The organism is Rhodobacter capsulatus, from assembly GCF_003254295.1.
Classification (GTDB): Bacteria; Pseudomonadota; Alphaproteobacteria; order Rhodobacterales; family Rhodobacteraceae; genus Rhodobacter; species Rhodobacter capsulatus.
The window spans coordinates 374,508-397,250 of sequence record NZ_QKZO01000003.1 but is presented as its reverse complement, the minus strand read 5'-3'; the positions used below and the strand labels follow the sequence as shown (position 1 = coordinate 397,250).

General features: G+C 65.0%; 31 protein-coding genes and 1 tRNA gene. 27 read left to right on the top strand and 5 right to left on the bottom strand.

Annotation, left to right across the window (positions count from 1 at the left end):
* The first annotated feature begins 171 nt into the window (after positions 1 to 171).
* The 4 genes from LY44_RS17875 to LY44_RS17620 all read left to right on the top strand — a co-directional run bounded on the left by LY44_RS17875 (position 172) and on the right by LY44_RS17620 (position 2,277).
* Positions 172 to 309, top strand: a complete 138-nt coding sequence (locus LY44_RS17875; protein ID WP_160320024.1) for a hypothetical protein — start codon at positions 172 to 174, stop codon at positions 307 to 309.
* Complete coding sequence (locus LY44_RS06510; RefSeq protein ID WP_055212528.1) at positions 306 to 965, top strand: hypothetical protein; 660 nt, start codon at positions 306 to 308, stop codon at positions 963 to 965. Before LY44_RS17875 ends, LY44_RS06510 begins: the two co-directional genes overlap by 4 nt.
* Before the next feature lie 23 nt (positions 966 to 988).
* On the top strand, positions 989 to 1,504 hold the full coding sequence (locus LY44_RS06505; RefSeq protein WP_160320025.1) for a ribonuclease H family protein: 516 nt from the start codon (positions 989 to 991) through the stop codon (positions 1,502 to 1,504).
* Positions 1,505 to 1,575: 71 nt separating this feature from the next.
* On the top strand, positions 1,576 to 2,277 hold the full coding sequence (locus LY44_RS17620; RefSeq protein ID WP_146707210.1) for a hypothetical protein: 702 nt from the start codon (positions 1,576 to 1,578) through the stop codon (positions 2,275 to 2,277).
* Between the two features lie 93 nt (positions 2,278 to 2,370).
* Here the strand turns inward: LY44_RS17620 and LY44_RS06495 are convergent, their stop codons facing one another.
* Positions 2,371 to 3,909, bottom strand: coding sequence for a DUF6538 domain-containing protein (locus tag LY44_RS06495; protein WP_201778595.1), 1,539 nt, complete (start codon positions 3,907 to 3,909; stop codon positions 2,371 to 2,373).
* 253 nt (positions 3,910 to 4,162) lie between these two features.
* On the opposite strand from LY44_RS06495, the gene LY44_RS06490 reads away from it, so the two are divergent.
* The 9 genes from LY44_RS06490 to LY44_RS06450 all read left to right on the top strand — a co-directional run bounded on the left by LY44_RS06490 (position 4,163) and on the right by LY44_RS06450 (position 10,905).
* The gene (locus LY44_RS06490; protein ID WP_055212534.1) at positions 4,163 to 4,561 is read left to right on the top strand and encodes a hypothetical protein; all 399 of its coding nucleotides are present in this window, start codon (positions 4,163 to 4,165) and stop codon (positions 4,559 to 4,561) included.
* Positions 4,558 to 5,112, top strand: coding sequence for a head-tail connector protein (locus LY44_RS06485; protein WP_055212536.1), 555 nt, complete (start codon positions 4,558 to 4,560; stop codon positions 5,110 to 5,112). The genes LY44_RS06490 and LY44_RS06485 overlap by 4 nt, the downstream gene beginning before the upstream one ends.
* Positions 5,109 to 5,345 (top strand): hypothetical protein, encoded by a 237-nt coding sequence (locus tag LY44_RS06480; RefSeq protein WP_055212537.1) that lies wholly within the window; start codon positions 5,109 to 5,111, stop codon positions 5,343 to 5,345. The genes LY44_RS06485 and LY44_RS06480 overlap by 4 nt, the downstream gene beginning before the upstream one ends.
* A gap of 350 nt (positions 5,346 to 5,695) precedes the next feature.
* Positions 5,696 to 7,348 carry a terminase large subunit domain-containing protein gene (locus LY44_RS06475; RefSeq protein WP_111395978.1) on the top strand — a complete coding sequence of 551 codons (1,653 nt, stop codon included), beginning with the start codon at positions 5,696 to 5,698 and terminating at the stop codon, positions 7,346 to 7,348.
* Entirely contained in the window at positions 7,339 to 7,680 is a 342-nt protein-coding gene (locus LY44_RS06470) for a phage head closure protein (protein WP_055212539.1), read from the top strand. Before LY44_RS06475 ends, LY44_RS06470 begins: the two co-directional genes overlap by 10 nt.
* Complete coding sequence (locus LY44_RS06465) at positions 7,677 to 8,012, top strand: HNH endonuclease (protein ID WP_055212541.1); 336 nt, start codon at positions 7,677 to 7,679, stop codon at positions 8,010 to 8,012. Before LY44_RS06470 ends, LY44_RS06465 begins: the two co-directional genes overlap by 4 nt.
* A 3-nt stretch (positions 8,013 to 8,015) precedes the next feature.
* The gene (locus LY44_RS06460) at positions 8,016 to 9,281 is read left to right on the top strand and encodes a phage major capsid protein (RefSeq protein ID WP_055212543.1); all 1,266 of its coding nucleotides are present in this window, start codon (positions 8,016 to 8,018) and stop codon (positions 9,279 to 9,281) included.
* Positions 9,281 to 9,835, top strand: coding sequence for an HK97 family phage prohead protease (locus tag LY44_RS06455; protein ID WP_055212545.1), 555 nt, complete (start codon positions 9,281 to 9,283; stop codon positions 9,833 to 9,835). The genes LY44_RS06460 and LY44_RS06455 overlap by 1 nt, the downstream gene beginning before the upstream one ends.
* Before the next feature lie 41 nt (positions 9,836 to 9,876).
* A complete protein-coding gene (locus LY44_RS06450) occupies positions 9,877 to 10,905 on the top strand; it encodes a phage portal protein (protein ID WP_223230677.1) in 1,029 nt (342 codons plus the stop codon).
* 137 nt (positions 10,906 to 11,042) lie between these two features.
* On the opposite strand, the gene LY44_RS17615 is transcribed toward LY44_RS06450, so the two are convergent.
* Together LY44_RS17615 and LY44_RS17610 are read right to left on the bottom strand one after the other, a co-directional pair.
* The gene (locus LY44_RS17615) at positions 11,043 to 11,264 is read right to left on the bottom strand and encodes a hypothetical protein (RefSeq protein ID WP_146707208.1); all 222 of its coding nucleotides are present in this window, start codon (positions 11,262 to 11,264) and stop codon (positions 11,043 to 11,045) included.
* Positions 11,257 to 11,598 (bottom strand): hypothetical protein, encoded by a 342-nt coding sequence (locus LY44_RS17610; protein WP_146707207.1) that lies wholly within the window; start codon positions 11,596 to 11,598, stop codon positions 11,257 to 11,259. Before LY44_RS17610 ends, LY44_RS17615 begins: the two co-directional genes overlap by 8 nt.
* A gap of 173 nt (positions 11,599 to 11,771) precedes the next feature.
* Here LY44_RS17610 and LY44_RS06440 point away from each other — a divergent pair, with 173 nt between their 5' ends.
* From LY44_RS06440 to LY44_RS06430, 3 genes are all read left to right on the top strand, one after another.
* Positions 11,772 to 12,131, top strand: a complete 360-nt coding sequence (locus LY44_RS06440; RefSeq protein ID WP_146707206.1) for a hypothetical protein — start codon at positions 11,772 to 11,774, stop codon at positions 12,129 to 12,131.
* A 107-nt stretch (positions 12,132 to 12,238) separates the two neighbouring features.
* Positions 12,239 to 12,886, top strand: coding sequence for a MerR family transcriptional regulator (locus tag LY44_RS06435; protein ID WP_055212554.1), 648 nt, complete (start codon positions 12,239 to 12,241; stop codon positions 12,884 to 12,886).
* Positions 12,887 to 13,096: 210 nt separating this feature from the next.
* Positions 13,097 to 14,161, top strand: coding sequence for a tyrosine-type recombinase/integrase (locus LY44_RS06430; RefSeq protein ID WP_065118424.1), 1,065 nt, complete (start codon positions 13,097 to 13,099; stop codon positions 14,159 to 14,161).
* Between the two features lie 49 nt (positions 14,162 to 14,210).
* Here the strand turns inward: LY44_RS06430 and LY44_RS06425 are convergent.
* Positions 14,211 to 14,285 (bottom strand) — tRNA-Thr (locus LY44_RS06425).
* Between the two features lie 122 nt (positions 14,286 to 14,407).
* Between LY44_RS06425 and LY44_RS17870 the strand changes: the two genes are divergently transcribed.
* The 7 genes from LY44_RS17870 to LY44_RS06395 all read left to right on the top strand — a co-directional run bounded on the left by LY44_RS17870 (position 14,408) and on the right by LY44_RS06395 (position 19,228).
* Positions 14,408 to 14,572, top strand: coding sequence for a hypothetical protein (locus LY44_RS17870; RefSeq protein WP_162838689.1), 165 nt, complete (start codon positions 14,408 to 14,410; stop codon positions 14,570 to 14,572).
* 4 nt (positions 14,573 to 14,576) lie between these two features.
* Positions 14,577 to 15,845: a UDP-N-acetylglucosamine 1-carboxyvinyltransferase gene (murA, locus tag LY44_RS06420; protein ID WP_055256406.1), complete on the top strand. Its 1,269-nt coding sequence runs from the start codon at positions 14,577 to 14,579 to the stop codon at positions 15,843 to 15,845.
* Positions 15,842 to 16,321, top strand: a complete 480-nt coding sequence (locus tag LY44_RS06415; RefSeq protein WP_055212562.1) for a DUF2948 family protein — start codon at positions 15,842 to 15,844, stop codon at positions 16,319 to 16,321. The genes murA and LY44_RS06415 overlap by 4 nt, the downstream gene beginning before the upstream one ends.
* 13 nt (positions 16,322 to 16,334) lie before the next feature.
* Positions 16,335 to 16,811, top strand: coding sequence for a GNAT family N-acetyltransferase (locus tag LY44_RS06410; RefSeq protein ID WP_055212564.1), 477 nt, complete (start codon positions 16,335 to 16,337; stop codon positions 16,809 to 16,811).
* A gap of 172 nt (positions 16,812 to 16,983) precedes the next feature.
* Positions 16,984 to 18,300, top strand: a complete 1,317-nt coding sequence (gene hisD / locus LY44_RS06405) for a histidinol dehydrogenase (RefSeq protein WP_055212733.1) — start codon at positions 16,984 to 16,986, stop codon at positions 18,298 to 18,300.
* A complete protein-coding gene (locus LY44_RS06400; RefSeq protein WP_055212566.1) occupies positions 18,297 to 18,776 on the top strand; it encodes a UPF0262 family protein in 480 nt (159 codons plus the stop codon). The genes hisD and LY44_RS06400 overlap by 4 nt, the downstream gene beginning before the upstream one ends.
* Positions 18,776 to 19,228, top strand: coding sequence for an arsenate-mycothiol transferase ArsC (locus LY44_RS06395; protein ID WP_055212568.1), 453 nt, complete (start codon positions 18,776 to 18,778; stop codon positions 19,226 to 19,228). Before LY44_RS06400 ends, LY44_RS06395 begins: the two co-directional genes overlap by 1 nt.
* On the opposite strand, the gene LY44_RS06390 is transcribed toward LY44_RS06395, so the two are convergent.
* A complete protein-coding gene (locus LY44_RS06390; protein WP_055212570.1) occupies positions 19,213 to 19,605 on the bottom strand; it encodes a winged helix-turn-helix transcriptional regulator in 393 nt (130 codons plus the stop codon). The two genes, LY44_RS06395 and LY44_RS06390, sit on opposite strands and share 16 nt — an antisense overlap.
* A gap of 86 nt (positions 19,606 to 19,691) precedes the next feature.
* Here LY44_RS06390 and LY44_RS06385 point away from each other — a divergent pair, with 86 nt between their 5' ends.
* The 4 genes from LY44_RS06385 to LY44_RS06370 all read left to right on the top strand — a co-directional run bounded on the left by LY44_RS06385 (position 19,692) and on the right by LY44_RS06370 (position 22,721).
* Positions 19,692 to 20,525, top strand: a complete 834-nt coding sequence (locus tag LY44_RS06385) for an NAD(P)H-binding protein (protein ID WP_055212572.1) — start codon at positions 19,692 to 19,694, stop codon at positions 20,523 to 20,525.
* A 308-nt stretch (positions 20,526 to 20,833) separates the two neighbouring features.
* Positions 20,834 to 21,241: a ketosteroid isomerase-related protein gene (locus LY44_RS06380; RefSeq protein ID WP_223230676.1), complete on the top strand. Its 408-nt coding sequence runs from the start codon at positions 20,834 to 20,836 to the stop codon at positions 21,239 to 21,241.
* Positions 21,241 to 21,822: a GNAT family N-acetyltransferase gene (locus tag LY44_RS06375; protein WP_111395977.1), complete on the top strand. Its 582-nt coding sequence runs from the start codon at positions 21,241 to 21,243 to the stop codon at positions 21,820 to 21,822. The genes LY44_RS06380 and LY44_RS06375 overlap by 1 nt, the downstream gene beginning before the upstream one ends.
* Complete coding sequence (locus tag LY44_RS06370; RefSeq protein ID WP_055212577.1) at positions 21,819 to 22,721, top strand: carbon-nitrogen hydrolase family protein; 903 nt, start codon at positions 21,819 to 21,821, stop codon at positions 22,719 to 22,721. Before LY44_RS06375 ends, LY44_RS06370 begins: the two co-directional genes overlap by 4 nt.
* Positions 22,722 to 22,743: the final 22 nt, after the last annotated feature.

The window sequence follows — 22,743 nt, the reverse complement described above, 5'->3', positions numbered from 1 at the left end:
TGGATGCCTCTGGCCCGATGGTCGCAATCCAATGCGTGAAGGGCAAGCCGCGAAAGCGGTTTCAGCGAGGTCCGGGACTGATGCCGTCCCGCTGATGATGCTCCGGCAGGGGCGAAACCACCGTCGAGCGCGCCTGATGTGCCGCGTCCTCCTCAGCACAGGAGGCACATCATGAAACGCACATCCCAAACCCGCCACAATCGCATCACCAACCGTCCCTGTCTCTCCGGGGGCGGCTACAAATCCAAGGAGATCAACCTGAACCAAGATACCACCTCTGACACCCGCGCTTGCGAGGCCATGCCATGACCGCCCGCATCTGCGCCGTTCCCCACTGCGGCAGCCCCGCCGCATCCGACTATTCTCCCCATTGTCGCCGCCATAAAAGCACGCTCAGGCGGCACGGTGCGCCCGATCAGAGCGGCGTCACCAAGACCGAACTGGCCCCCTATCTCGCGCGGATCGGGGCGCGGATCGCCAAGAACCCCGACAACGAGACCTGGCCCCTGCTGGAGGCCGCTTGGGCCAACATCGTCACCGAGGCCGAGGCTACCGCCAGCCGCCGCATCGGTAACCGCTACGCCCGCAACGCCGCAAACGAGATCGTCGGCATCGCCCAAGACGTGGCGCCCGGCACGGTGGTCGCAACGGTGCTGGCGATGGTGCTGATGTGGCACGACCGGCCGCTGCGGTTTCGCACCGACGACGCCCTGCGCGTTCAGATCGCGCGCCGGGTGCGAGCCTTGTCGGGCCGCCATGTCGGGCTGCGCTACGATCACCGGACGGGCCAGCAAATTCGCGTCTATCGCGAAATGACGCCGAAGGCGGCGGCCCTCCTCGGGCGCCAACTGATGCTGGCCTTCGGGGCTACGGGGCTGCATCTCGCGGCTCTGGACGAGCGCGACCGCAAGGCCGCGACCGAGACGAAACAGCGGCTCGCCACCGCGATTTCCAACCTGCAATGAAGGACGAACCTTTGAACCAAGCAATGACTGCGGCTCTGCCGCCCGTGCCCACCTGCATCGTGATCTACACCGGCAGTTCGTGGCAGACTCAACTCGGAGTCGGCGGTTACGCCGCGATCCTGTGCCGCTACCGCGACGGCAAGATTGAGAAGCGGCGGCCTGTTACCGGTGGCGCGGTGGAGACCTCGAACATTCAAATGGAAATGAGTGCCGTGATTGACGCCTTGAAACAGATCAGGCGCGACGAAACTGCTCCGATCTTCGTCTTCACCTGTAACGACCTGATTATGAAAGGCATGACCGAGTGGCTGCCCGGTTGGGTTGCCAAGGGCTGGCGCAACGGCAAAGGCAAGCGCGTCGAAAATGTCGATCTTTGGCAAGAAATCGTTCAGTTGTGCGAGGGGCTGAGCGTCACCTTCCGATGGGCGCGCAACCAGCCCGGCAATCCGATGAACGACGAGGTCGCACGGGTTGCCACGAAGGAATGCGACAAGTGGGTGCGCCAGCACTGCCGCGAACTGTTTGGCGACGCGGCCTGAGGACACGGTCTGAGCCACACGACAAAGGCCGGGGGGCACTGTGTTCCCCCGCCATCCCCATCTTCAAGCTCATGATCGAGACGCAAAGCTGCTCGACCCCCAGCCCCGAAGCGAAAGCCTCCGTGCTGCCCGCCCAACCGTCGGAAACTGAACCGACCGCTTCCATCTGCCCGCGTTGCGGCGCGTCATTCAAACCGAGGAGTAACAAGACCTACTGCACCAGCACATGCGCGAAAGCGGCCATCCGCAATCGCACCCGAGGGCCGCGCGCCGATGCCAGCGATGATCGTTATCGCAACTACCGCAGCTTCGGTTGCCTTCATTGGCTCAACGAGACCTATTACATGACGCCGCCCGGTGCCCGTCTGGGGCTCCTGAAAGATTGGCTGGACGCGGCGCGAGCGGGCAACGCGCATCTCGCTCACGTCTTGACCAATCCGATGTTCTTTGCCCCGGCCGAGGAGAGGAAAAAGAGCGTCAGTTTTCGTGGAAAGCGTGCCTATCCGCCGATCCCGTTCCTCGCGGACATGTATTGCCGAAAGTTCCTCGGGTGCCGGGTGTGGCAATGGACGAACGGAACCACGTCGGAGCCGGAGACCGGGGAGGTGCAGACCGCGCTGCCGAGAAAACGTCCCTCCGGCATACGAAGTGAGACCGCGAACTTGAGCAACGAGAAGGAGACGAGAACGATCTATGTCAGCCAAGACCCGCAAGCCTTCCTCGGATGGCTCAAGGCGCAACGCGATCCCGAGGAGATGAAGACCGCAGCATAAACGTCCCTCCGGCATACGAAGTAAGATGATCGAAAGGGGCTAGATGTGCGCCCCTGCGAGAAGACCACGGGGGAGGGGCAGCCCTCCTCCGACCTACATCCTCTTCGCTGTCACCTCATAGCGTGGCAACTTCTGCACCTCTCGCCAGAGCGCCTTCACGGTGGTCTCGCCGTAATCGCTGGCGGCGCGGCCGTCCTCGTGGCCGGTGATCGCGTCGGAATATTCCGGGGCGATGCCGACCTCGCGGGCCACGGTTTTGAAGCGGTGCCGCCATGCGTGGTTCGGTTGCACGTTCGGATCGCTGATCCCGACGACTTCGCGCACCCACTGGCCGACCTTCGCACCGGCGCTCTGGGCGCGCTCGACCGGATCAGCCGGTTTGCCCCGAACGGGTGCGAGGGAGTAGAACACCGGCCCCGGCGGCAAGGCTCGGAACATCCGCGCCAGCCCCATGTCGAGAAGCTGCGGATGGATCGGCACCAGACGAAAGGTTCCGGTCTTCACCGATCCGGCTTCGGGCGTGATCCGCAGACAGAGAACCCCGTGATCCTCGACCAGATCGTCGGTGCGCATCTGCATGACCTCGGTGATCCGTGCGCCGCTGAAAGCGCAAATCCACGGCCCCCAGCGGATCGCCCGCTTGTTCTCGGTCGTGCGCCGCCCCAGTTCGGCCGGGTCTGCCAGAGCGGCTTTCAGGATCGCATTCGCCTCGTCGTCGGTGAAGCCCTTCTGGCGCAGCCGTTGCGGCTTGGTGAACCGGACGCGGTTCTCCTTGGCCGGGTTCTCCTTGAGCTTGCGTTTCTCGACGGCGACGCCGAAGATAACCTTGATCACCGTGAGGTATTTCTGGCTCACCGTGCGCGCGGCCAGCCCCTTCTCGTGGCGCAGGTGGTCGCACCAGTCGGCAATGTTCTCGGCGGTCACGTTGCGGGCTTCGTCGTGGCCGAGGAAAGCGATCAGCGACTCGATCTTTTGCCGGAAATCGCCGACCGTCCGGGCCGACTTGCCGTTCGCCAGATGGTCGCGTTCCCAAAGCTTGAAGAGCGCGGTGATGCTCAGCTTCTCGGTCGGCGCGTTCGCGGGCGCCGTTGCCGCTTCGACGGGCGGGAAGCGATTGGCGCGCGGGTCCGGGCTATAATCCCCCTCGGCCCGTTTCAGTTGCTGCTCGGCGACCTGCCGGAACGCCCGATCCGTTTCCTGAATGAGCCGCTGGCGGCTGGTGTCGTCGGTGACGATCCCGCGCTCAAGAAGCAAGGTGTCGACAGTCGGGCCATACCACCGCTCCAGCGCCTCGGGCGTGGCGGCAATGCGATCCAACAGCTTGAGCGTTTCGACCCAGACGCCCGGTTCGCCCGGCTCCAGTTCCATCGCCGCCATGTGATCGCGATAAAGCACCCCGGAGAGCGCGACGATCTGCTGATGGGGCAGGGGCTCGGGGCGCTTGCGCAGCCGGTCCCAGATCAGCGCCTGTTTGCGCACGGCGTCGATATTGCGCTCTTTCGCCTCGGCCGGGTCTTTCGTGCCGAGCGACCGGCTGACCTCTTTGCGGCCGAAAACTGCCACCAGATCGGCGGGCGTCTTCTGGCGAAAATAGTAGACGCCGGATTTCGGATTCTTTTGCGGACGGGCCATCTGCAAGACCATGGTGTAGAACCTCGGTGTAGAACCGAAGTCAATCTAAGCCCTTGATAGCAGACAACTTCTTGACATGTAAGAAGAAAAAATGGTGCTGCAAGAGAGGATTGAACTCTCGACCTCTCCCTTACCAAGATAATGCCCCCGCCGCGTTCATGCGGAAATCGCGTGAAAGTGCGAACACTGATTGCGCCTCCGTTCGCGCTGCGTTCCGTCGTTTCTGTGCGGTTTCTGTGCGGGGGCGTAACGCATGAAACGGGCCTCTTTCGCGGATAGCATCAAGCCCGAGCACAAGCGCATGTCGCGTCTTCTGGGCTACTGCCTCACCCTTTCTTCGGTTGACGCTTGGCTGAGCTTTTCGCTGATCGCGCGCGTCAGGCTTTCCGCGATCGAGCGCGGCGCCTTGGCTTACGCGCTGTTGAAGAGCCTCGACCGTGACACCGCAGAAATGACCGCGGCGGCCGTGATCGGCCAAGGTGGCGATCCTTTGCCGCCATTCCTGGGCGGGATGGACGATGCGCGGCAGTGGGCTTCTTGGGCCTCACCGCAGGAACTGAAGGCTTATGCCTTGGCCGCGTTCGAGGCGATGCCGCCGAAGGATCAGGCCGCGTTTCACAGGCACATCAGCACAATGGAGGTGGCGGCATGAGGATGCTCGTCAATCGGGAATACACGGGCGACCAGCTGCCCTTTTCGCTCTTCGAGCTGAAGACCCATCTTCGCGTCGATCACAACGATGAAGATCTTGCGATCCAAGACATCGGCCTCACGGCCGCTGCAGATGTGGAGAGCTTCGCGCAGATCGCGCTTCTCAGTCAGCTGATCCGCGTGAACATCTTCGAGCCCGCAATCGGGTGCCATGGGATCAAGCTGCCGATCGGCCCGGTTCTGGACGCAGCGTCTGTTGCGATCACCGTCGACGGCGAGGCTTTTACCGGCTTCGAGGTCGCGACGGGTGGGCGACCGTTCGTCACCTGGAAGGCATCTTATGCCGAGCTTGTGCCAAGCCGTCTCGGCATCGAATACACGGCCGGTTTCGGCGCGTCGGCGAGCAACATTCCCGCTGATCTGCGCTTGGCGATCATGGACCAAGCCGCCGCGATCTATGATGGCCGTTCGCCGTCCGATGCGAAGACCCTCGCCACCTCGCCGCACATGGCCAGGATCGGCGCCCGCTATCGTGGGGTGTCTGTGTCGTGACCGATATCGAGCTTGATCAGATCCTCACCTTCAAGTGGCCGATGATCATCCGCCGCGTGATGGCCGATGTGAACGCGGATGGCTTTGCCAAGGGCTTTGTCCGGTCGATCGCCAGACACGGGAAGCGGAAGGACTGGCGGCCCAGCCAGCGGCAAGAGCGCGTCATGCGTCAGATGCTGATCGACTACAGCGCCGACCGTGAGCCCGAGCCCGAGCTGTTCGAGAGGGAATGAAGAAAGAAGTTAGCCCACCGCTGCAACGGTGGGCCGATGCGCACGGGACGGTTCAGACGGTGGCCGAGCGCGGGGACGAGCATACCACGGGGTGGGGGCAGATGCAAAGGGCAGTCCGAAAGACCGAGGCCCGCCCCCCAGCACAGCGTTCGTGTGCTGCAAGCAGCGGTCAACTCTCTGCCGAGGACGCGCGGACAGAGAGGCCCTAAGCGGCGGCCCGGCTCCGGCCAGCAAGATCGCGGTGGGCATAGGGACAGCCACGGCCAAGCGCTGTGGGCTGTCGTCCTATGCCCATCACAACAACCCTCACCATCCAGCAGGACGGTGGAATTTAGAGAGACAGAGACGTCATGGCGAAGGAAAACACCGCAGCGCTGGCCGACCTCTTCGGGGGATCTGGTCCCAATGCCCCCAAGTCGATCGGCCCGAAGACCGAGGTGCTACCTGTTCCTTTCTCTCTCCTGAAAAAAATCGGGGGGAAATCGCAATCCGTCCGCGCCATCCAGTTTTTGGGCCTTTTGCACATTCCAGAGGGCAAAAAAGCCGGAAAACCCCTGAAATTGGCCGATTTTCAGCGCAAATTCGTGAAAGGCGCTCTTGCCAAGAAAATCATGGTCGGGGTGCTCTCGATCGGGCGCGGCAACGCCAAGACGGCACTTTCGGCAGGCTTGGCCCTCGCTGAGCTGGTCGGGGCGCTCGAAGAGAACCCGCAGCCCAAACGCGAGATCATCTTCGCAGCCCGGAACCGCGATCAGGCCAAGACCGCGTTCCAGTTCCTTGTCGGATACATTCAGGGCCTGCCCGATGCTGACCAGTCGCTGTTCACGATCCGGCGCGGCTCCAAGCTGGAAGTGGAGTTCGATGGCAATGGCGGCGGTCTGGCGCGCGTGATCGCGGCCGATGGCAAGTCGATCCTGGGCGGCGCTCCGACGCTTGCGATCATGGACGAACGGGCAGCTTGGGAACGCGAGAAAGGCGACAGCCTCGAAAACGCGATCCTGTCCGGTCTTGGCAAGCGCGACGGGCGGGCGTTGATCATCTCGACCTCTGCGCCCGATGATGCCAACACCTTCTCCCGCTGGCTCGATGATCCGCCGCCGGGAACCTATGTGCAGGAACACCGCCCGCCGTTCGGCCTGCCAGCTGATGACCTGGACAGCCTTCTCATTGCCAACCCCGGCGCTACCGAAGGAATCGGCGCTGCCCCGGAATGGCTTGTGTCCCAGGCGCAGCGCGCAATTGCCCGCGGCGGTGCGGCCCTGTCCAGCTTTCGAAACCTCAACCGCAACGAACGGGTTTCGACAGAAGATCGCTCCGTTCTGGTGACGGTCGACGAATGGATGAGCGCCGAAGTCTCGCCCGATGATCTGCCCGAGCGCGAAGGCCCCTGCATCTTGGGCGTTGACCTCGGCGGATCTCGCAGCATGTCGGCGGCGGCGTTCTACTGGCCGGAAACCGGACGGCTCGAAGCCCTGGGCACTTTCCCGGCAGCCCCGTCCCTTGCAGATCGGGGCGCGTCCGATGGCGTGTCAGACCGATATTGCCAGATGCAAGAGCGCGGCGAGTTGTCGGTGATGGGGGAAGCGACTGTGCCCCCGGGGCCATGGCTCGCCCAGATCGTCCAGCACCTGGACGGTATCACCCCGGATTGCATCGTCGGAGACCGCTTCCGCCATGCGGAGTTTACCGAGGCGATGCAGGCCGCAGGGCTTGGGCGCGTCCCCTTCATCTGGCGCGGTTTCGGCTGGAAAGATGGAAGCGAGGACGTCGAACGGTTTCGCCGCGCATTGTTTGACGGCGAAGTGAAGGTGGTTCCGTCCATGCTCCTGCGTTTCGCCTTCGCGGATGCAATCACGCTGATCGACCCGGCAGGCAACCACAAATTGGCAAAGGCGCGCAGCCTTGGCCGGATCGACGCGGCGGCGGCAACGGTGCTGGCCGTCGCCCAGGGCGCGCGGATGAAGGCGGCCCCGGTGCGGAAAGCGAGGGCGCTATGGCTGTGAATGTCGCAAGGTTGGATCGGCGGGTGCAATTCCTGCGCGCGGTGACGGGCGACGATGGTTTCGGCAACGTCACCCTGTCGTGGGCTGCGCATGGTGGCACGGTCTGGGCATCGCGCAAGGACATTTCCGACGCGGAACAGGTGGCGGCGGGGCGCGTGCTGGCGACGGTGACGGCGCGTTTCGTAGTGCGGCATTCCAGCTTTTCGGCGGGCCTGACCCCTGCCGATCGGCTGAGCTGCGACGGCGCAACCTGGGAAATCGAGGGCATCAAGGAAGTGTCGGCACCCCGGCGCGGCTTCCTTGAGGTCACGGCGACCAAGGGGGCGGTATGAGCAAGCGCGACGATTTCGCCCGGCATAGCAAGGCCGTCACCCGCACGAAACGGTGGGCGGTGCTGCGGCAACAGATCCTCGAGCGCGACGGATGGGCCTGTCAACGCTGCGGCAAGCGGGCGCTGCGCCTTGAGGTCGATCACGTCAAGCCGGTGCGCCTTCGCCCTGATCTGGCCTTCGACCCGCGCAACCTCCAATCGCTCTGCGGCCCCTGCCATACGCGCAAGACCCGGATCGAGTGCGGACACAAAGAGAAATCCCCCGAGCGGAAAGCTTGGGCCGATGCCGTTGCCGAACTGGCGACGGAAACTGCAACCCGGGAAAAGGAATAACCCATGTTGGAATCTGTGAAGATCGCACGGCGGCAAAGCGAAATCCGCCAGAAACTTGCCGAGCTGGCCGGGAAGCCGACCCCGACCGAAGACGAGATCCGTTCGATGGAAGCCCTTGACGGCGAATATCGGGCGAACGAGACCCGCTACCGTGCCGCGCTCATTGCCGAGGACACCGAACGGCGCGAGGCCGGGGCCGACCTCGAAACCCGCGCGGGCCGCGAATGGTCGGAACTGGTGGCCGGTTTTCAGATGCGCCAAGTGATCGCCGTTCTGAACGGTGAGGGGCGCCCCCTCGACGGCAGGACTGCCGAAGTCGTGACCGAGCTGCGCAATGCGGGCGGCTATCGCGGCATTCCGGTTCCGCTTCTGGCCCTTGAGGCGCGGGCCGGTGAAACCGTCTCGACCGGCACCCCCGACCCGGTTCAGACGCGCCCGATCATCGACCGGCTTTTCCCGGCCTCTGTCGCGGCGCGGATGGGCGCGCAGATGATCGCGATCGGCGCCGGTGCCGTCGAATGGCCGGTGGCGACCTCGACCGTTTCGGCGGGCTGGGCGACCGGCGAGACCGGCGCCGTCGCGGGGCCGACCGCTTATGCCACGACCGACAAGGCGTTGAAGCCCGAGCAAACCCTCGGCGTTCAGATGCGCATCACCCGCAAGGCGCTGATGCAATCGGGCGAGGCGCTCGAAGCCGCGATCCGGCGCGACATGGCCGGGGCGATGCAGGCCGAGCTTGATCGGGCGATCTTCCTCGGCACCGGCGCGAATGGGCAGCCGCTGGGGGTGATCATCGGGGCGGCGACCTATGGCATCACCGCGACGGCGGTTGACGCCGCTGCGTCCTGGGCGACCTTCCGCAATGCCGTGGTGCGCTTCATGGCGCGTAATGCCGCCTCGACCCCCGCCGATGTTCTGGCCCTGATCCGGCCCGAGGTGTGGAGCTTCATGGAAGATCAACTGACCGCCACCGCCGCGCCGAAATACGAGTTCGACCGGATGGCGGAAAAGCTGGGTGGCATCGCCATGTCTTCGACGGCGCTTGCGGCCCCGACCGGCACGCCTGCGGCCTGCAATGCGCTTCTGACCACCTCGGCGGGCGGCGTGGCTCCGATCTTCGTCGGCATGTGGGGCGCGGTGGACCTGATCCGCGATCCGTTCAGCGATGCCGCCTCGGGCGGGCTGCGGCTGACTGCGCTCACCACCTGCGATGTGACGGTGGCGCGCGGTGCGCAACTGGAACTCCTGACCGGCGTGCAGGTGGCCTGATGCTCTGGGGCGCTGCATCTGGCGCGCTGGAAATTCGTTCGGAGGGCGGCGCGACCGCTCTCCGGGCGGTGTTCCCCTATGGCGCCGAAACGGAACTGGCGCCCGGCAAGCGCGAGGTGTTCGCACCCCATGCCTTCCGGGCCCGGATCGAGGCGGGCGAGGAAATCCACCTTCTCGCCCAACACAATTACCAATGGCCCCTCGCCTCGACGGCGGCGGGCACCCTGCGGCTTCGCAGCACTGACCTTGCGGTGGAGATCGAGGCGACGGTGGATGGCGCCACCAGCTGGGGGCGGGACTTCCTTGCCGCGCATCGGGCGGGCCTGATCCGGGGCCTGTCGCCCGGCTTCCGGGTGCCGAACGGCGGCGAGCGGGTGGAACGGCGCGGCGCGGATCTGGTGCGCACCGTGACGCAAGCGGCGCTGTTCGAGGTCTCGGCGGTGACGGTTCCGGCCTATCCGCAAGCCCAGATCGAGGCGCGGGGCTGGGAAACGCACCAAGACCGGCAGCCCTTCCGGGGCGCGGTGAACCCCCTCAATCGGTGGAGGCTCTGACGATGTGGCCCTTCAAACGGAAGACAGAGACCCGATCGGCAATGGCAGCAGGCTACACGGCGCAGATCATCGCGGCGCGCGAAAGCTACGTCGCGGGCGTCTCTGGCATCGCTGAATTGACCGCGACCGTGCAGACATGCGTCTCGCTCTGGGAATCGGCCTTCGCGCAGGCCGATGTGACCGGCACCGACCTTCTGGACCGTCGCACGATGGCGCTCATTGCGCGCTCTGCGGCGATCCGGGGCGAGGCGGTGCTTCTGATCCGCGACCGGCTCATTCCCTGCGCCGATTGGGATCTGTCGACCAAGGACGGCACCCCGAGGGCCTATCGCGTCACCGTCCCGGAGGCGGGCGGCTCGACCTCGACCACGGTTCTTGCGGCCGAGGTGCTGCACCTGCGTCTGGGCGTCGATCCGGTGGCGCCCTGGACCGGACAGGCGCCGCTGCGGCGGGCCAGCCTGACCGCCTCGCTTCTGCATGAAATCGAGACGGCGCTTCGGGATACTTGGCGGGATGCGCCGATCGGCAGTCAGATCGCGCATATGCCCGAGGGCAGCGCCGACGACATGGCCGCGATGCGTTCCGCCTTCAAAGGCCGTCGCGGCTCTGCGTTGATCGTGGAAGGCGTGGCCCAGGCCGTGGGGGCGGGGATGCACCCGAACGCTGGAAAGGTGCCCGATCAACTGACCCCGGACCTTCAACGGGCGATGCCGGCGGATCTTCTCGACGCAGCACGGGGCGCAATCTGCGCGGCCTATGGGGTGTTGCCTGCCATGTTCTCGCTTTCGGCGCAGGGGCCGCTTGTGCGAGAGGCGCAGCGCCACCTTGCGGGCTGGATCTTGCAGCCGATGGCCGAGCTTCTGGCCGAGGAAGCAAGCGCCAAGCTGGGCGGGGCCGTGATGATCGACGTGGGCCGTCCGCTGCAAGCCTTCGATGCAGGCGGGCGGGCGCGGGCGCTCTCGCAGCTGATCGAGGCGATGGGCCGCGCGAAGGAACTTGGGCTTTCGCCCGAGGAACTGGCCGGGGCGCTCAAGGCGGTGAACTGGGGCGGTGGAGACGCGCTGGCCTGATAGGGAAGGGCAGGACGCGCCTGCGGAACAGTCCCCGCAAAGCGTCCCCGTTACTCGGTGAGTGGGTAAACCCCGAGAGAGCGCGGCCCTCGCAAGGCGCGGCGCTCGTCACTATCCATGATCATAATAGATCAGGCCTAGAACAATGAAGCCTCAAGTTTCTCAAAGTATGCTTTCTGCCCCTCGTCATCCGTCAACGAGTGGAACAGGGGTGATGCAGTGTTGATGACCTCACACCCGTTCACTTCGATCAGATTTCCATCTCGGCCTGTGACGGTTACGCCCGTCGATCCCTTGCAATAGCCAGCATCGGTCAGCTCAAGCATCACAAGGGTGTATTTCTTCCCGACTTCAATCATCGTTGATCTCTTCGACTTTTTGTTTTCGATGTTGTGGCAGGCGCCGAAGGGGCTTTCTTGTTTTTTTCGCTCTCAGCTCACGTTCAAGAATTTGCCTGCCCCATTCATAGAGCTTGCGCAGATTTTCCTTGTTCGGACCGTCTTCGGCCATGGCTTCATCGTATTCATCCAAGAGCGCCCTCAGCCGCTCCTCAGCGGAAACGGGGAACCGTTCCTCAAGAGAAGTAACAATCGTCGCATTCAGCGACGCCGCCCCCACTGCTGCCGTAATTCGGGCATGGAGGTCGCGCGGAAGGCGCAGGGTTATCCGGATCCAGTCGTCTTGCTTTGCCATGTAGGGATAATAGCAGGGAGCAGGCGACATGCCACCAAAATAGTGTTGACACCAAGATAGTGTCACACCAAACTGGTGTCAGTTCGGATGGGAGACTTGTGAGGCATTAACGGCTTTTCCAAGCTGCCACCAGAACACAGTCGATCTTATCGTCAAAGTGAGGACGCAACACCATGCCTGCTATCAACCCCGCTTCGGGGAACGCCCCGGGCTTGCCTGCCGCCAGGATCTCCCCTTTCAACAGCGCAGATGAGCCGAATTCTGTTCGCTATGTGCGCGTCCTTTTGGACATACCTGCCCTTGGATACCGCGAGGGTGATCTGATCGAGCTGACCCCGGTCGATCGCATCGACGCGGACGCAAAATTCAGGTTGATCACGGGCGAGATTGCTCAGTTTTCCATGTGGCCGGGCGGGAAGTTTCGGGTGGTCAGCCCAGACGGGGCAATCCATTTTCTGGATCGGGACGAATGTCACGCCATAGTTATTGGCCGAGTGACGCGGGTCTTCCGCGACGTCTGTTATCTGCAATGATCGAGGACGGTGCTCCTTGACGACCCATGAAGTCACTGCGCGAAAATGTGTTTGTTGACACGAAAAAAATATGCGTGTAGCTCTACTCAAAATCTGGGGCTGCACGCATGAAGCTGGAACTTGAAACCTATACCCCGAGCGAAGCCGAGGAGGTCACCAAGGTGCCGCAAGCGACCGTGCGCAACTGGCGCAGATCCGGACATCTGGCAAAGAATGAAAGGCATGGCCATTACACCATCGTTGACGTTCTGATCATGGTGGCGATGCAGGCTCTTGTTTCTCGCGGCCTCACGCCAGGCGCGGCAAGTGGCTTCGCTGTCGAAGTGGCGAGGTCGATTTTTCTCGTCATGCTGCACAGTTCGAGGGCTTATTCGGAGGGGGCTAAGGCCGCCGCGCAAGGGCAGGTTGGGGCAATCCCTCAAGAAATTCTCGATCGACTTTGCGCGCATGAAGGTGGGGCTGAAAGGACTTCGATGATCGAAGACGCTGCCCTCGACTCGATCCTGATCGCGGAAGCCGAGCAATCGTTCGGTGTTGCGGGCATGAGAACCCCGGAATGGCTGATTATCTGGGCGAACGGGAAAACTCAGTTCTACTACGACGAGGACATCTCCGAAGAAACGTTCTTCGGGAACACGTTCTTCGCCGACGATCACATTCAGGGGCCGGTGATCCTGTTTTGCATGGGGGCGATGGCTCACATGGTCTTGGATCGACTGCCGCGCCCCGCGATCCGCTTGGCCCAAGGAGCTTAAGGCCATGGTCTCTCAACCACGCGATCTGCACTCGGATGCGCCTGCGTTGGAGGGTTTCGGTTTGATGACCTTCGAAGAGGCTGCGGACTTTCTGCATTCAGGCGTTTCTGTTTCGGCGCTTCGCAAGGCGCGGCGTGAGGGTAGCCTCTGGGCAACACAGATCGGGAAGCGCTTCTACACCACCAGGCATGCCCTTCGGGAGTATCTGCAATGCCAAGGCACAAACAACCGGCCCGCCTCTACTTCCGACACGATGAACGCCAGTGGGTCATTCGCGACGGCAGCACCCAAAAGCGGACAGGATATGGCCTTGAGCAGCGTGGCGAAGCTGAAGCAGCTCTCGCGGAATACCTCGCCCGCAAGCAGATCGAGCGGCGGCATGGTCCTGCCCATCCGGGGGAACTGACCGTGGGTGAGGTGCTGGCACTCTATGCTGAAGATAGGGGCAGGCTGCTTGCTTCGCCGCAAACGCTGGCTTGTTCGATTCAGGCGCTTGCACCGTTCTGGGCGGATCTGACCTGCGATGCCGTGAAAGGCTCGACCTGCCGCCGATATGAGCGCGAGCGGGCCAAGCCGCGCAAGATCGAAACCACATCGAAGACCGGCAAGGCCATTTCCCGCGTCGTGACCGCTGGCGCTTCGACCGTCCGGCGCGAATTGGGGGTGCTGCAAGCGGCTCTCAACTATGCCCATCAAGAGGGCATCCTCATTCATCCTATCACGGTTTCCCTGCCCGATGCGGGCGAGCCGCGCGACCGATGGCTGACGCGCCAGGAAGCGGCGAAGCTGCTGCGCCATGCCGAGCCGCATGTGCGTCGGTTCATCTTGTTGTCGCTTTACACCGGGCGCAGGGCGAGTGCGATTCTTGAGCTGACGTGGACCCGCATTGATCTGGACCAGGGCACGGTCAGGTTTCGCGAGGAAGGGCAGGCCGAGACGAACAAGCGGCGCGGCCGCATTCGTTTGCCGCGTCAGATGCGCGGGCATTTGAGCAGGTGGGGGACGCATCGCGGCACGCATGTCGTGATGTATCGCGGGAAGCCGGTGCAGAACATCAAGACCGGCATCCGGCGCGCGGCCGAGAGGGCGGGGCTTGAAGACGTCTCTCCGCACGTTCTCAAGCATACCGCAATCACCTGGGCAATCTCTGCGGGGCTTGGGGTCGAAGATGCCGCCGAATACTTCAACACCTCGCCCGAGACGATCCGCAAGCACTACTGGCACCACAGCCCGCACCATCAAGAGCCGGCGCTCGAAGTGATCGAACGGCGGTGAAACTGTGCGGATAACTGTGCAAGAGGAAGGGCGCGAATTGGCTAAGTTATGGTGCTGCAAGAGAGGATTGAACTCTCGACCTCTCCCTTACCAAGGGAGTGCTCTACCACTGAGCTACTGCAGCATCCGGCGCTTTCACGCTGGTCTTCGTTGACCGTGGCGGGGATTTAGACGACTCGGGCGGGGTGCGCAAGCCAAATATTCACCCTCTCTCGACACATTTCATCGGCCTCGCTAAAAGGGCCCATGACAAAGGACACCCCCAGCCGGAAAACCGCCTCTGACGCCACGCGCGATGCGCGTCTGGCCGCTGCCCTGCGCGCCAATCTGACGCGGCGCAAGGCGCAGGCGCGGGCGCGCTCGGCCGAGGAAAACAACAACGAGACGGCCGAAACCGGCCCGGAGGAGTGAGCGAGTGGACAGTATCCTTGTGCGCGGCAACGGGCCGCTTTCCGGGCAGATCCCGATCGCGGGCGCGAAGAACGCCTGTCTGGCGCTGATGCCCGCCACCCTGCTGTCCGAGGAACCGCTGACGCTGACCAATGCGCCGCGGCTTTCCGACATCCGCACGATGACGCAGCTTCTGGCCAGCCTCGGCGCCGAGGTCACCGCGCTGCAGGACGGCAAGGTGCTCGCCACCTCGTGCCACGGCGAGATCAACCCGGTCGCCGATTATGACATCGTGCGGAAGATGCGGGCCTCGAATCTGGTGCTCGGCCCGCTGCTGGCGCGGCTCGGCCATGCCGTCGTGTCGCTGCCCGGCGGCTGCGCGATCGGGGCGCGGCCGATGGACATTCACATCGATGCGCTGACCGCGCTCGGCGCCGAGATCGAGCTGAAGGAAGGCTATCTGCACGCCAATGCGCGCGGCGGGCTGAAGGGCGCGGTGCATGAGATGCGCTTTGCCAGCGTCGGCGCGACCGAGAATTTCCTGATGGCGGCGGTTCTGGCCAAGGGCACTTCGGTGCTGAAAAACGCCGCGCGGGAACCGGAAATCGTCGATCTCGCCCGCTGCCTGCGGGCGATGGGGGCCCAGATCGAGGGCGAGGGGACGGCGACGATCACCATTCAGGGCGTCGATCGGCTGCACGGGGCGACGCATCCGGTTGTCACCGACCGGATCGAGCTGGGCACCTACATGCTGGCGCCTGCGATCTGCGGCGGCGAGGTGGAATGCCTGGGCGGCCGGATCGAGCTGGTCGCAAGCTTCTGCGAGAAACTGGATGCCGCCGGGATCTCGGTCGAGGAAACCGCCCGCGGCCTCAAGGTCAAACGCAAGAACGGCCGCATCCGCGCCGTCGATGTGGTGACCGAGCCTTTCCCCGGCTTCCCGACCGATCTGCAAGCGCAGATGATGGCGCTTTTGTGCACGGCCGAGGGGACCTCGGTGCTGGAAGAGCGGATTTTCGAGAATCGCTTCATGCATGCGCCGGAACTGGCCAGGATGGGGGCACGGATCGAGGTGCATGGCGGTGTTGCAAAAGTGCACGGCGTTGACCGGCTGAAAGGCGCCCGGGTCATGGCAACTGATTTGCGGGCCTCGGTTTCCCTGATTCTGGCCGGGTTGGCGGCCGAAGGCGAAACCGTGGTCAGTCGCGTTTACCACCTTGATCGCGGCTACGAACGGGTGGAAGAAAAGCTGCGCGCCGTCGGGGCGCAGATCGAACGGGTGAAGGGCGAATGAGCCGGGATGCACGGTTTGACGACGGGGCCGAAGGGCCGCTGAACCTGCGCGCGGAAAGCGCGGCGGATCTGGGCGTGCTGGCGGCTCTGGTGCAGGATGCCGTGCTGCCGGCGACCGAAATCCGCTACGCGCCGAAGGCCCGGCAGCTCTCGATGCTGCTCAACCGTTTCCGCTGGGAGGACAAGGCCGCGGCCGAGGCCGAGCGCCGCCCCTACGAGCGGGTGCAGTCGCTTCTGGTGCTCTCGGATGTGATCCAGGTCGCCTCGCAGGGGTTTGACCGCAAGGACCCGGATCTGGTGCTGTCGCTGCTCGACATCGCCTTCGAGCCGGGGGGCGAGGGGGCAGGGCGCGTGGTGATCACCCTTGCGGGGGATGGTGCGATTGCCGCCGGGGTCGAATGCCTGTCCGTCGATCTGCGGGATGTGACGCGGCCCTACCGGGCCGTTTCGGGTCAGGCGCCGACCCACCCGGAATAGAAGGCCGAAGATCATGATCCGTCCTGCCCGATCCGAGGAACTGCCCGTCCTGTCGGCGGTGATCGGCGCGTCGATCACTGCTTTGTGCCGCGCCGATCATCGCGACGACCCGGAGCGCATCCGGCCCTGGGTCGCCTCGAACAGCCCGATGGCGCTCGCCTCGATCCTGCACGACCCCGACCAGCGGCTGTTCGTCGCGGAGCCCGAGGGCATCGTCGCCGTGGGCGCGATCGACTGGCGCCATCAGCCCGACGGAGAGGGCCGGATCCGCCTGCTGTTCGCCGCGCCCGAGGCGCAGGGCAAGGGCTGCGGCCGCGCCCTGCTGGCGGCGCTGGAAGAGGAATTGCGCGCCCATGGCCGCGTCGAGGCGCGGCTGACAGCCACGAACACCGCGCTGGCCTTCTACCGCCGTCAGGGCTGGCAGATGGATGACCGCGGCGGCGGTGGCGGCTGGCTTCTGGGCCATCCCCTGCGCAAGCGCCTGATCTGAAAGCGCGCCCCCGGCCCGCAAGGCAGAGGCGTATTTGCACCAAGAAAAAACCACATGCTTTTTCTTGGCCCAAATACGCTCTTTCGCGGCGGATGCCGCAGGGCGCGGCCGCGCGCGAAGCTTGCCCCGCGTCCCGCTTCGCTCTATCCCCTTGGTCAAGAAGGAGCCCATGATGCCGCATTTCCTGACCACCGATGCCGATGATTTCGAGACCCGTTTCACCGCCCTTCTGGGGATGAAGCGCGAGGACAGCCCCGATGTCGATGCGACGGTGGCGGCGATCATCGCCGAGGTGCGCGCGCGCGGCGATGCGGCGGTGATCGATTACACGTCGAAATTCGACCGGCTCGATCTGACGCCCGAGACGCTCGCCTTTTCGAAAGCCGAGATCGCGGCCGAAATCGCCCGTGTGCCCGCGGCCGAGCGCGCGGCGCTGGAACTCGCGGCGGAGCGCATCCGCGCCTATCACGCCCGGCAGATGCCGGTGATGGAGGAGCGCTGGACCGAGGCCACGGGGGCGGAGCTGGGCTGGCGCTGGTCGCCGGTCTCGGCCGCCGGGCTTTACGTGCCGGGGGGGCTCGCCTCCTATCCCTCGTCCGTGTTGATGAATGCGATCCCGGCCAAGGTGGCGGGGGTGGAGCGGCTGGTCGTCGTCTGTCCGACGCCCGGGGGCGTGGTCAATCCGCTGGTGCTGCTGGCGGCCGAGATCGCCGGGGTGGACACGGTCTACCGCATCGGCGGCGCGCAGGCGGTGGCGGCTTTGGCCTATGGCACCGCGACGATCGCGCCCGTGGACAAGATCACCGGGCCGGGCAATGCCTTTGTCGCGGCGGCGAAGCGGCGGGTCTTTGGCCGGGTCGGCATCGACATGATCGCCGGGCCTTCGGAAATTCTGGTGATCGCGGATGAAACCGCAAACCCCGACTGGGTGGCGCTGGATCTGCTGAGCCAGGCCGAACACGACCAATCGGCGCAGGCGCTGATCCTGACGCCGGATGCCGGTTTCGCCAAGGCCGTCACCGCGGCAGTGGAAAAGCGGCTTGAGACGCTTGAACGGCGCGACATCGCCGGGGCGAGCTGGCGCGATTTCGGCGCGGTGATCGTCACCCGCGATCTGGCCGAGGCGGCAATGCTCTCGAACCGCGTCGCGCCGGAACACCTTGAACTTTGCGTCGCCGACCCCGAGGCGCTGTCCGCGCAGATCACCCATGCGGGGGCGATCTTCCTTGGCCAATGGACGCCAGAGGCGATCGGCGATTATGTCGGCGGGCCGAACCATGTTCTGCCCACGGCGCGCTCGGCGCGGTTTTCCTCGGGGCTGTCGGTGATGGATTTCCTCAAGCGCACGACGCTGGCGAAAATGACGCCCGAGGCTTTGCGTGCCATCGGCCCCGCCGCCGAGACGCTTGCCATTTCGGAAAGCCTTCAGGCGCATGGGCTTTCGGTCCGCGCGCGTCTTGATGCATTGAACGAAAAGGCGACAGAATGAGCCGCATAACGCGTCTGGACATCGACGATTCCGGCCTGCCCGCGCCGACGCCCGAAATCGAGCAGGAGCGCCGCGTCGCGGTTTTCGACCTGCTCGAGGACAACAGCTGGGTGATCCCCGGCCGTGACGGCGCCCCAGCGCCCGAGGGGCCCTTTGCGCTGACGCTCTCGGTGCGCGACGGGCGGCTGGTCTTCGACACCTGCCTGGAAACCGGCGCCAAGGTGGCCGAGTTCCACCTGTCCTTCGGCCCGTTCCGGCAGGTGGTGAAGGATTATTTCCAGATCTGCGAAAGCTATTTCGAGGCGGTGAAGAAACTGCCGCCCAGCCAGATCGAGGCGGTGGACATGGCCCGGCGCGGCATTCACAACGAGGGCGCCCGCGTGCTGCAGGAACGCCTGACCGGCAAGGCCGATATCGACATCGACACCGCCCGGCGGCTCTTCACCCTTGTTTGCGTGCTGACCCCGGTAAGCTGATGGGCAAGCTTCCCAACGCCGTCCTGTTCTGCTGCGACCATAACGCGACGCGCTCGCCGATGGCCGAGGGGATGATGAAGCAGTTCTACGGCCGCGAGGTCTATGTGCAGTCGGTGGGGGTCAAGGCCGATCTGGACACCGACGGGTTCGCGATTGCCGTCTGTTCCGAAATCGGCGTCGACCTTGAACGGCATCAGGCCAGAAGTTTTCATGAACTCAAGGAGATGGGCGACGATCTGGGGGGCTTTGATCTGGTCATTGCGCTCTCCCCCGCGTCTTACCATCAGGCGCTCGATCTGACGCGGTTTTACCACATCGAGGTCGAGCACTGGGCGATCATGGACCCGACGGGGCTGGGCGAGGGCCGCGAGGCGCGGTTGCATTACTACCGCCAGACCCGCGACCAGATCCGCGATCATATCCTTGCCCGCTTCGGTCAGCCGAGGGCCTGAGCCTTTTCCGCCCGCCTGGCCAGCAGATCGGGCAGATGCGTCTCGATCCAGTCGGTGAGCGCAAAGACCCGCGTCGCGATTTCCCAGCCCGCGGGCGTCAGGCGGTAATCGACGCGCGGCGGCACCTCGCCGTGATCGTGCCGCGCCACCAGACCGTCGGCCTCCAGCACCTGCAGCGTCTGCGCCAACATTCGCTCGGAAATCCCGCCGATCTTGCGGCGCAGCTGCGCGAATCGCAGCGTTTCGCGGCCAAGCGCGATCAGCACAAGCCCGCCCCAGCGCGAGGTGACATGCTGCAGGATCTGCCGCGACGGGCAGTCGGCGGCCAGAACATCGCCACGCGGCAGCTCTGCAAGGACGGCGGGGGGGCTGTGCATCTTTTTCGGATACTTACATTCATGTGGGTACTTACGTTTTGATAGCACCTGTGGCGAGATCGGGCAAGTCAACGAAAGGAATGCCCATGACCATCGCCGTCTCTGCCGCCACCGGACAACTGGGGACGCTTGTCCTTGCCGCGCTGAAAGCCCGCGGCGCCGCGCCCGTCGCCCTTGCCCGCACGCCCGCGCGCATCGTGGGATACGAGGCCCGCGCCTTCGACTACACCGCCCCCGATGCGGCGGCGCTGGCCGGAGTTTCGGTGCTGGTGCTGATTTCCAGCAATGATTTCAACGACCGCGCCGGGCAGCATGCCAGGGCGATCGCGGCGGCCAAGGCCGCGGGCGTGGGGCGGATCGTCTATACCTCGGTGCTCAAGGGCGATGCCTCGCCGATGACGCTGCTGGCCGCCGATCACATCGCGACCGAGGCCGCGCTGAAGGCCTCGGGCGTCGCTTATACGATCCTGCGCAACGGCTGGTACACCGAGAACCTGACCGGCAATCTTGGCGCGGCGCTGGCGCATGGGGCGCTGATCGGCGCGGCGGGCGAGGGGAAATATGCCGCCGCGCCGCGGGCCGATTATGCCGAAGCGGCGGCGGTGGTGGCGCTGGAGCCGGGCCACGAGGGGCAGGTCTATGAACTTGCGGGGGACAGCGCCTTCACCATGGCCGAGCTTGCGGCCGAGGTCGCGGCGCAATCGGGCAAGCCGGTCGCCTATGTGAACATGACGCAGGCGGACTATGCCAAGGCGCTCGAAGGCTTCGGCCTGCCCGCCGCCTTTGCCGCGACGCTGGCCCAATCCGATGCGGTGGTGGGCACGGCCGGGGCGCTTTACGACGACAGCCAGACGCTCTCGCGGCTGATCGGGCGGCCGACGGTGCCGATGGCGGAAACCGTGCGGGCGGCGCTGGCGTGAGCTGCCTTGGCCAAGGCCATCGCCTTGGCCATGCCTCACAGCAGTCCCGCGACCCCCGAGGGCCCAGAGGCCCTCGGGCAGCGCCCGCCCCGCCCATGGCGGGCGCTTCTCGCCCGCCGGGCCGGGCGCTGCCCTCTGTTGTGCGGGCTGAAACGGTCATGCCACAACCGGGGCGCCGCGGGCGGGGAAACGCGGGTCGCGTTTCCCCGCCCGAACCCCATGCCGCTTTTGCCCCATGCCCTGCCGGTTCCAAGGTTTGACCAAACCGGCCGCTCATGCCACAGATGCGGCACCAGATGGAGGATCCGATGCCCCGCGCCGCCGCCCTTGCCGTGATTTCCGCCTATTACGACGCCTTCAACCGGGGCGACACCTCGGCGATGGAGGCGCTTCTGACCGAGGATTTCGAGCATCACGTCAACGAGGGCGAAATCCGCCGCGGCGTCGAAACCTTCCGCGCCTTCAACGCCCACATGTCCCGCTGCTACCGCGAGACGCTGGCCGACATCGTGGTGATGGCGAATGATGCGGGCAGCCGCGCGGCGGCGGAATTTACCGTCCATGGCCGCTACATCGCCACCGACGACGGCCTGCCCGAGGCGCGCGGCCAAAGCTACATCCTGCCCGCGGGCAGCTTCTTCACCCTGCGCGGCAACCGCATCCAGCGCGTCACCACCTATTACAACCTGGCCGACTGGATCCGTCAGGTCCGCTGATGGAAACGCGGGTTCTGACCGGCCCGGCGCTTGATGCCGCGCTGGACGATGTGGCGGCGCTGCGCATCGCGGTCTTTCGCGACTGGCCCTATCTTTACGAGGGCTCGCTGGACTATGAACGCCGCTATCTGGAAAGCTACCGGACCTCGCCCGGCGCCGTCGTCGTCGGCGCCTTTGACGGGCCGCGGCTGGTGGGCGCCGCCACCGGCACGCCGCTGGAAGATCATGCGGAGGATTTCGCCGCCTCCTTCGCCCCGACCGGCCTGCCGCTCGAGACGGTCTTTTACTGCGCCGAGTCGGTGCTGTTGCCCGATTATCGCGGCCAGGGCCTTGGCCACGCCTTCTTCGACGCGCGCGAGGCCCATGCAAGGGCGCTCGGCCGCCGCTTCAGCGCCTTTTGCGCGGTGATCCGCCCCAAGGATCATCCACTGAAACCAGACACTTACCGCCCGCTTGACGGGTTCTGGCAAAAGCGCGGCTATGTGCCCCTGCCCGGCGTGATCGCGCATTTCCGCTGGACGGATATCGGCGCCGCGGGCGAGACTGCGAAACCGTTGCAATTCTGGGGGAGGCCGCTGTGAGACATGTCACCATCGCCGCCGCGGCCTATCCGCTCGACTGGGCCGAGGACTGGGCCGGCTATGAAGCCAAGACCCGCGCCTGGGTGCAGATGGCGGCCTTGAAGAAAGCCGATCTGCTGGTCTTTCCCGAATATGCGGCGATGGAACTGGCCAGCCTTGGCGGGGCCGAGGTCGCCGCCGATCTGCGCCGCGCCGTGGCCGAGGTGTTGCACCACCGCGCCGCGATGGAGCGTCATTTCGAGGGCCTTGCGATCGAATTCGGCCTTTACATCCTTGCCCCCTCGGGCCCGGCGCAGGACGGCTATGATCTGCGCAACCGCGCCGTGCTGTTTGGCCCCGCGGGGCGGATCGGCCATCAGGACAAGGCGATCATGACCCGCTTCGAACGCGAGGACTGGACCATCGGCCCGGGCCGGGGACTCACGCTGTTCGAGACCGGAATCGGCAAGATCGGCATCGTGATCTGCTATGACAGCGAATTTCCCCTTTTGTCGCGGGCCCTGTGCGAAGCGGGGGCGGAGATCTTGCTGGCGCCGAGCTGCACCGATGCTGCCGCGGGCTACAACCGGGTGCGGATCGGGGCGCAGGCGCGGGCCCTGGAAAACCAGTGCGTGACGGTGCAGGCGCCGGTCGTGGGCCTTGCGCCCTGGTGCCCCGCGGTCGATGAAAATCACGGCGCCGCAGGGATCTACGGCCCCCCCGACGCGGGCTGGCCGGACGATGGCGTGCTGGCGATCGGGGGCTATGACGAACCCGGCTGGGTCGTCGCCACGGTCGATCTGGACCAGGTCACGCACAGCCGCCGCGACGGCTCGGTACTGCTGTTCCAGCACTGGTCGGAGCAGCCTCTGCAGGCGGTGCAGATCCGCACCGTGGTCGAATCCCCCCGAAAATCTTGACATTGCCCTTGAATTCTGCCTT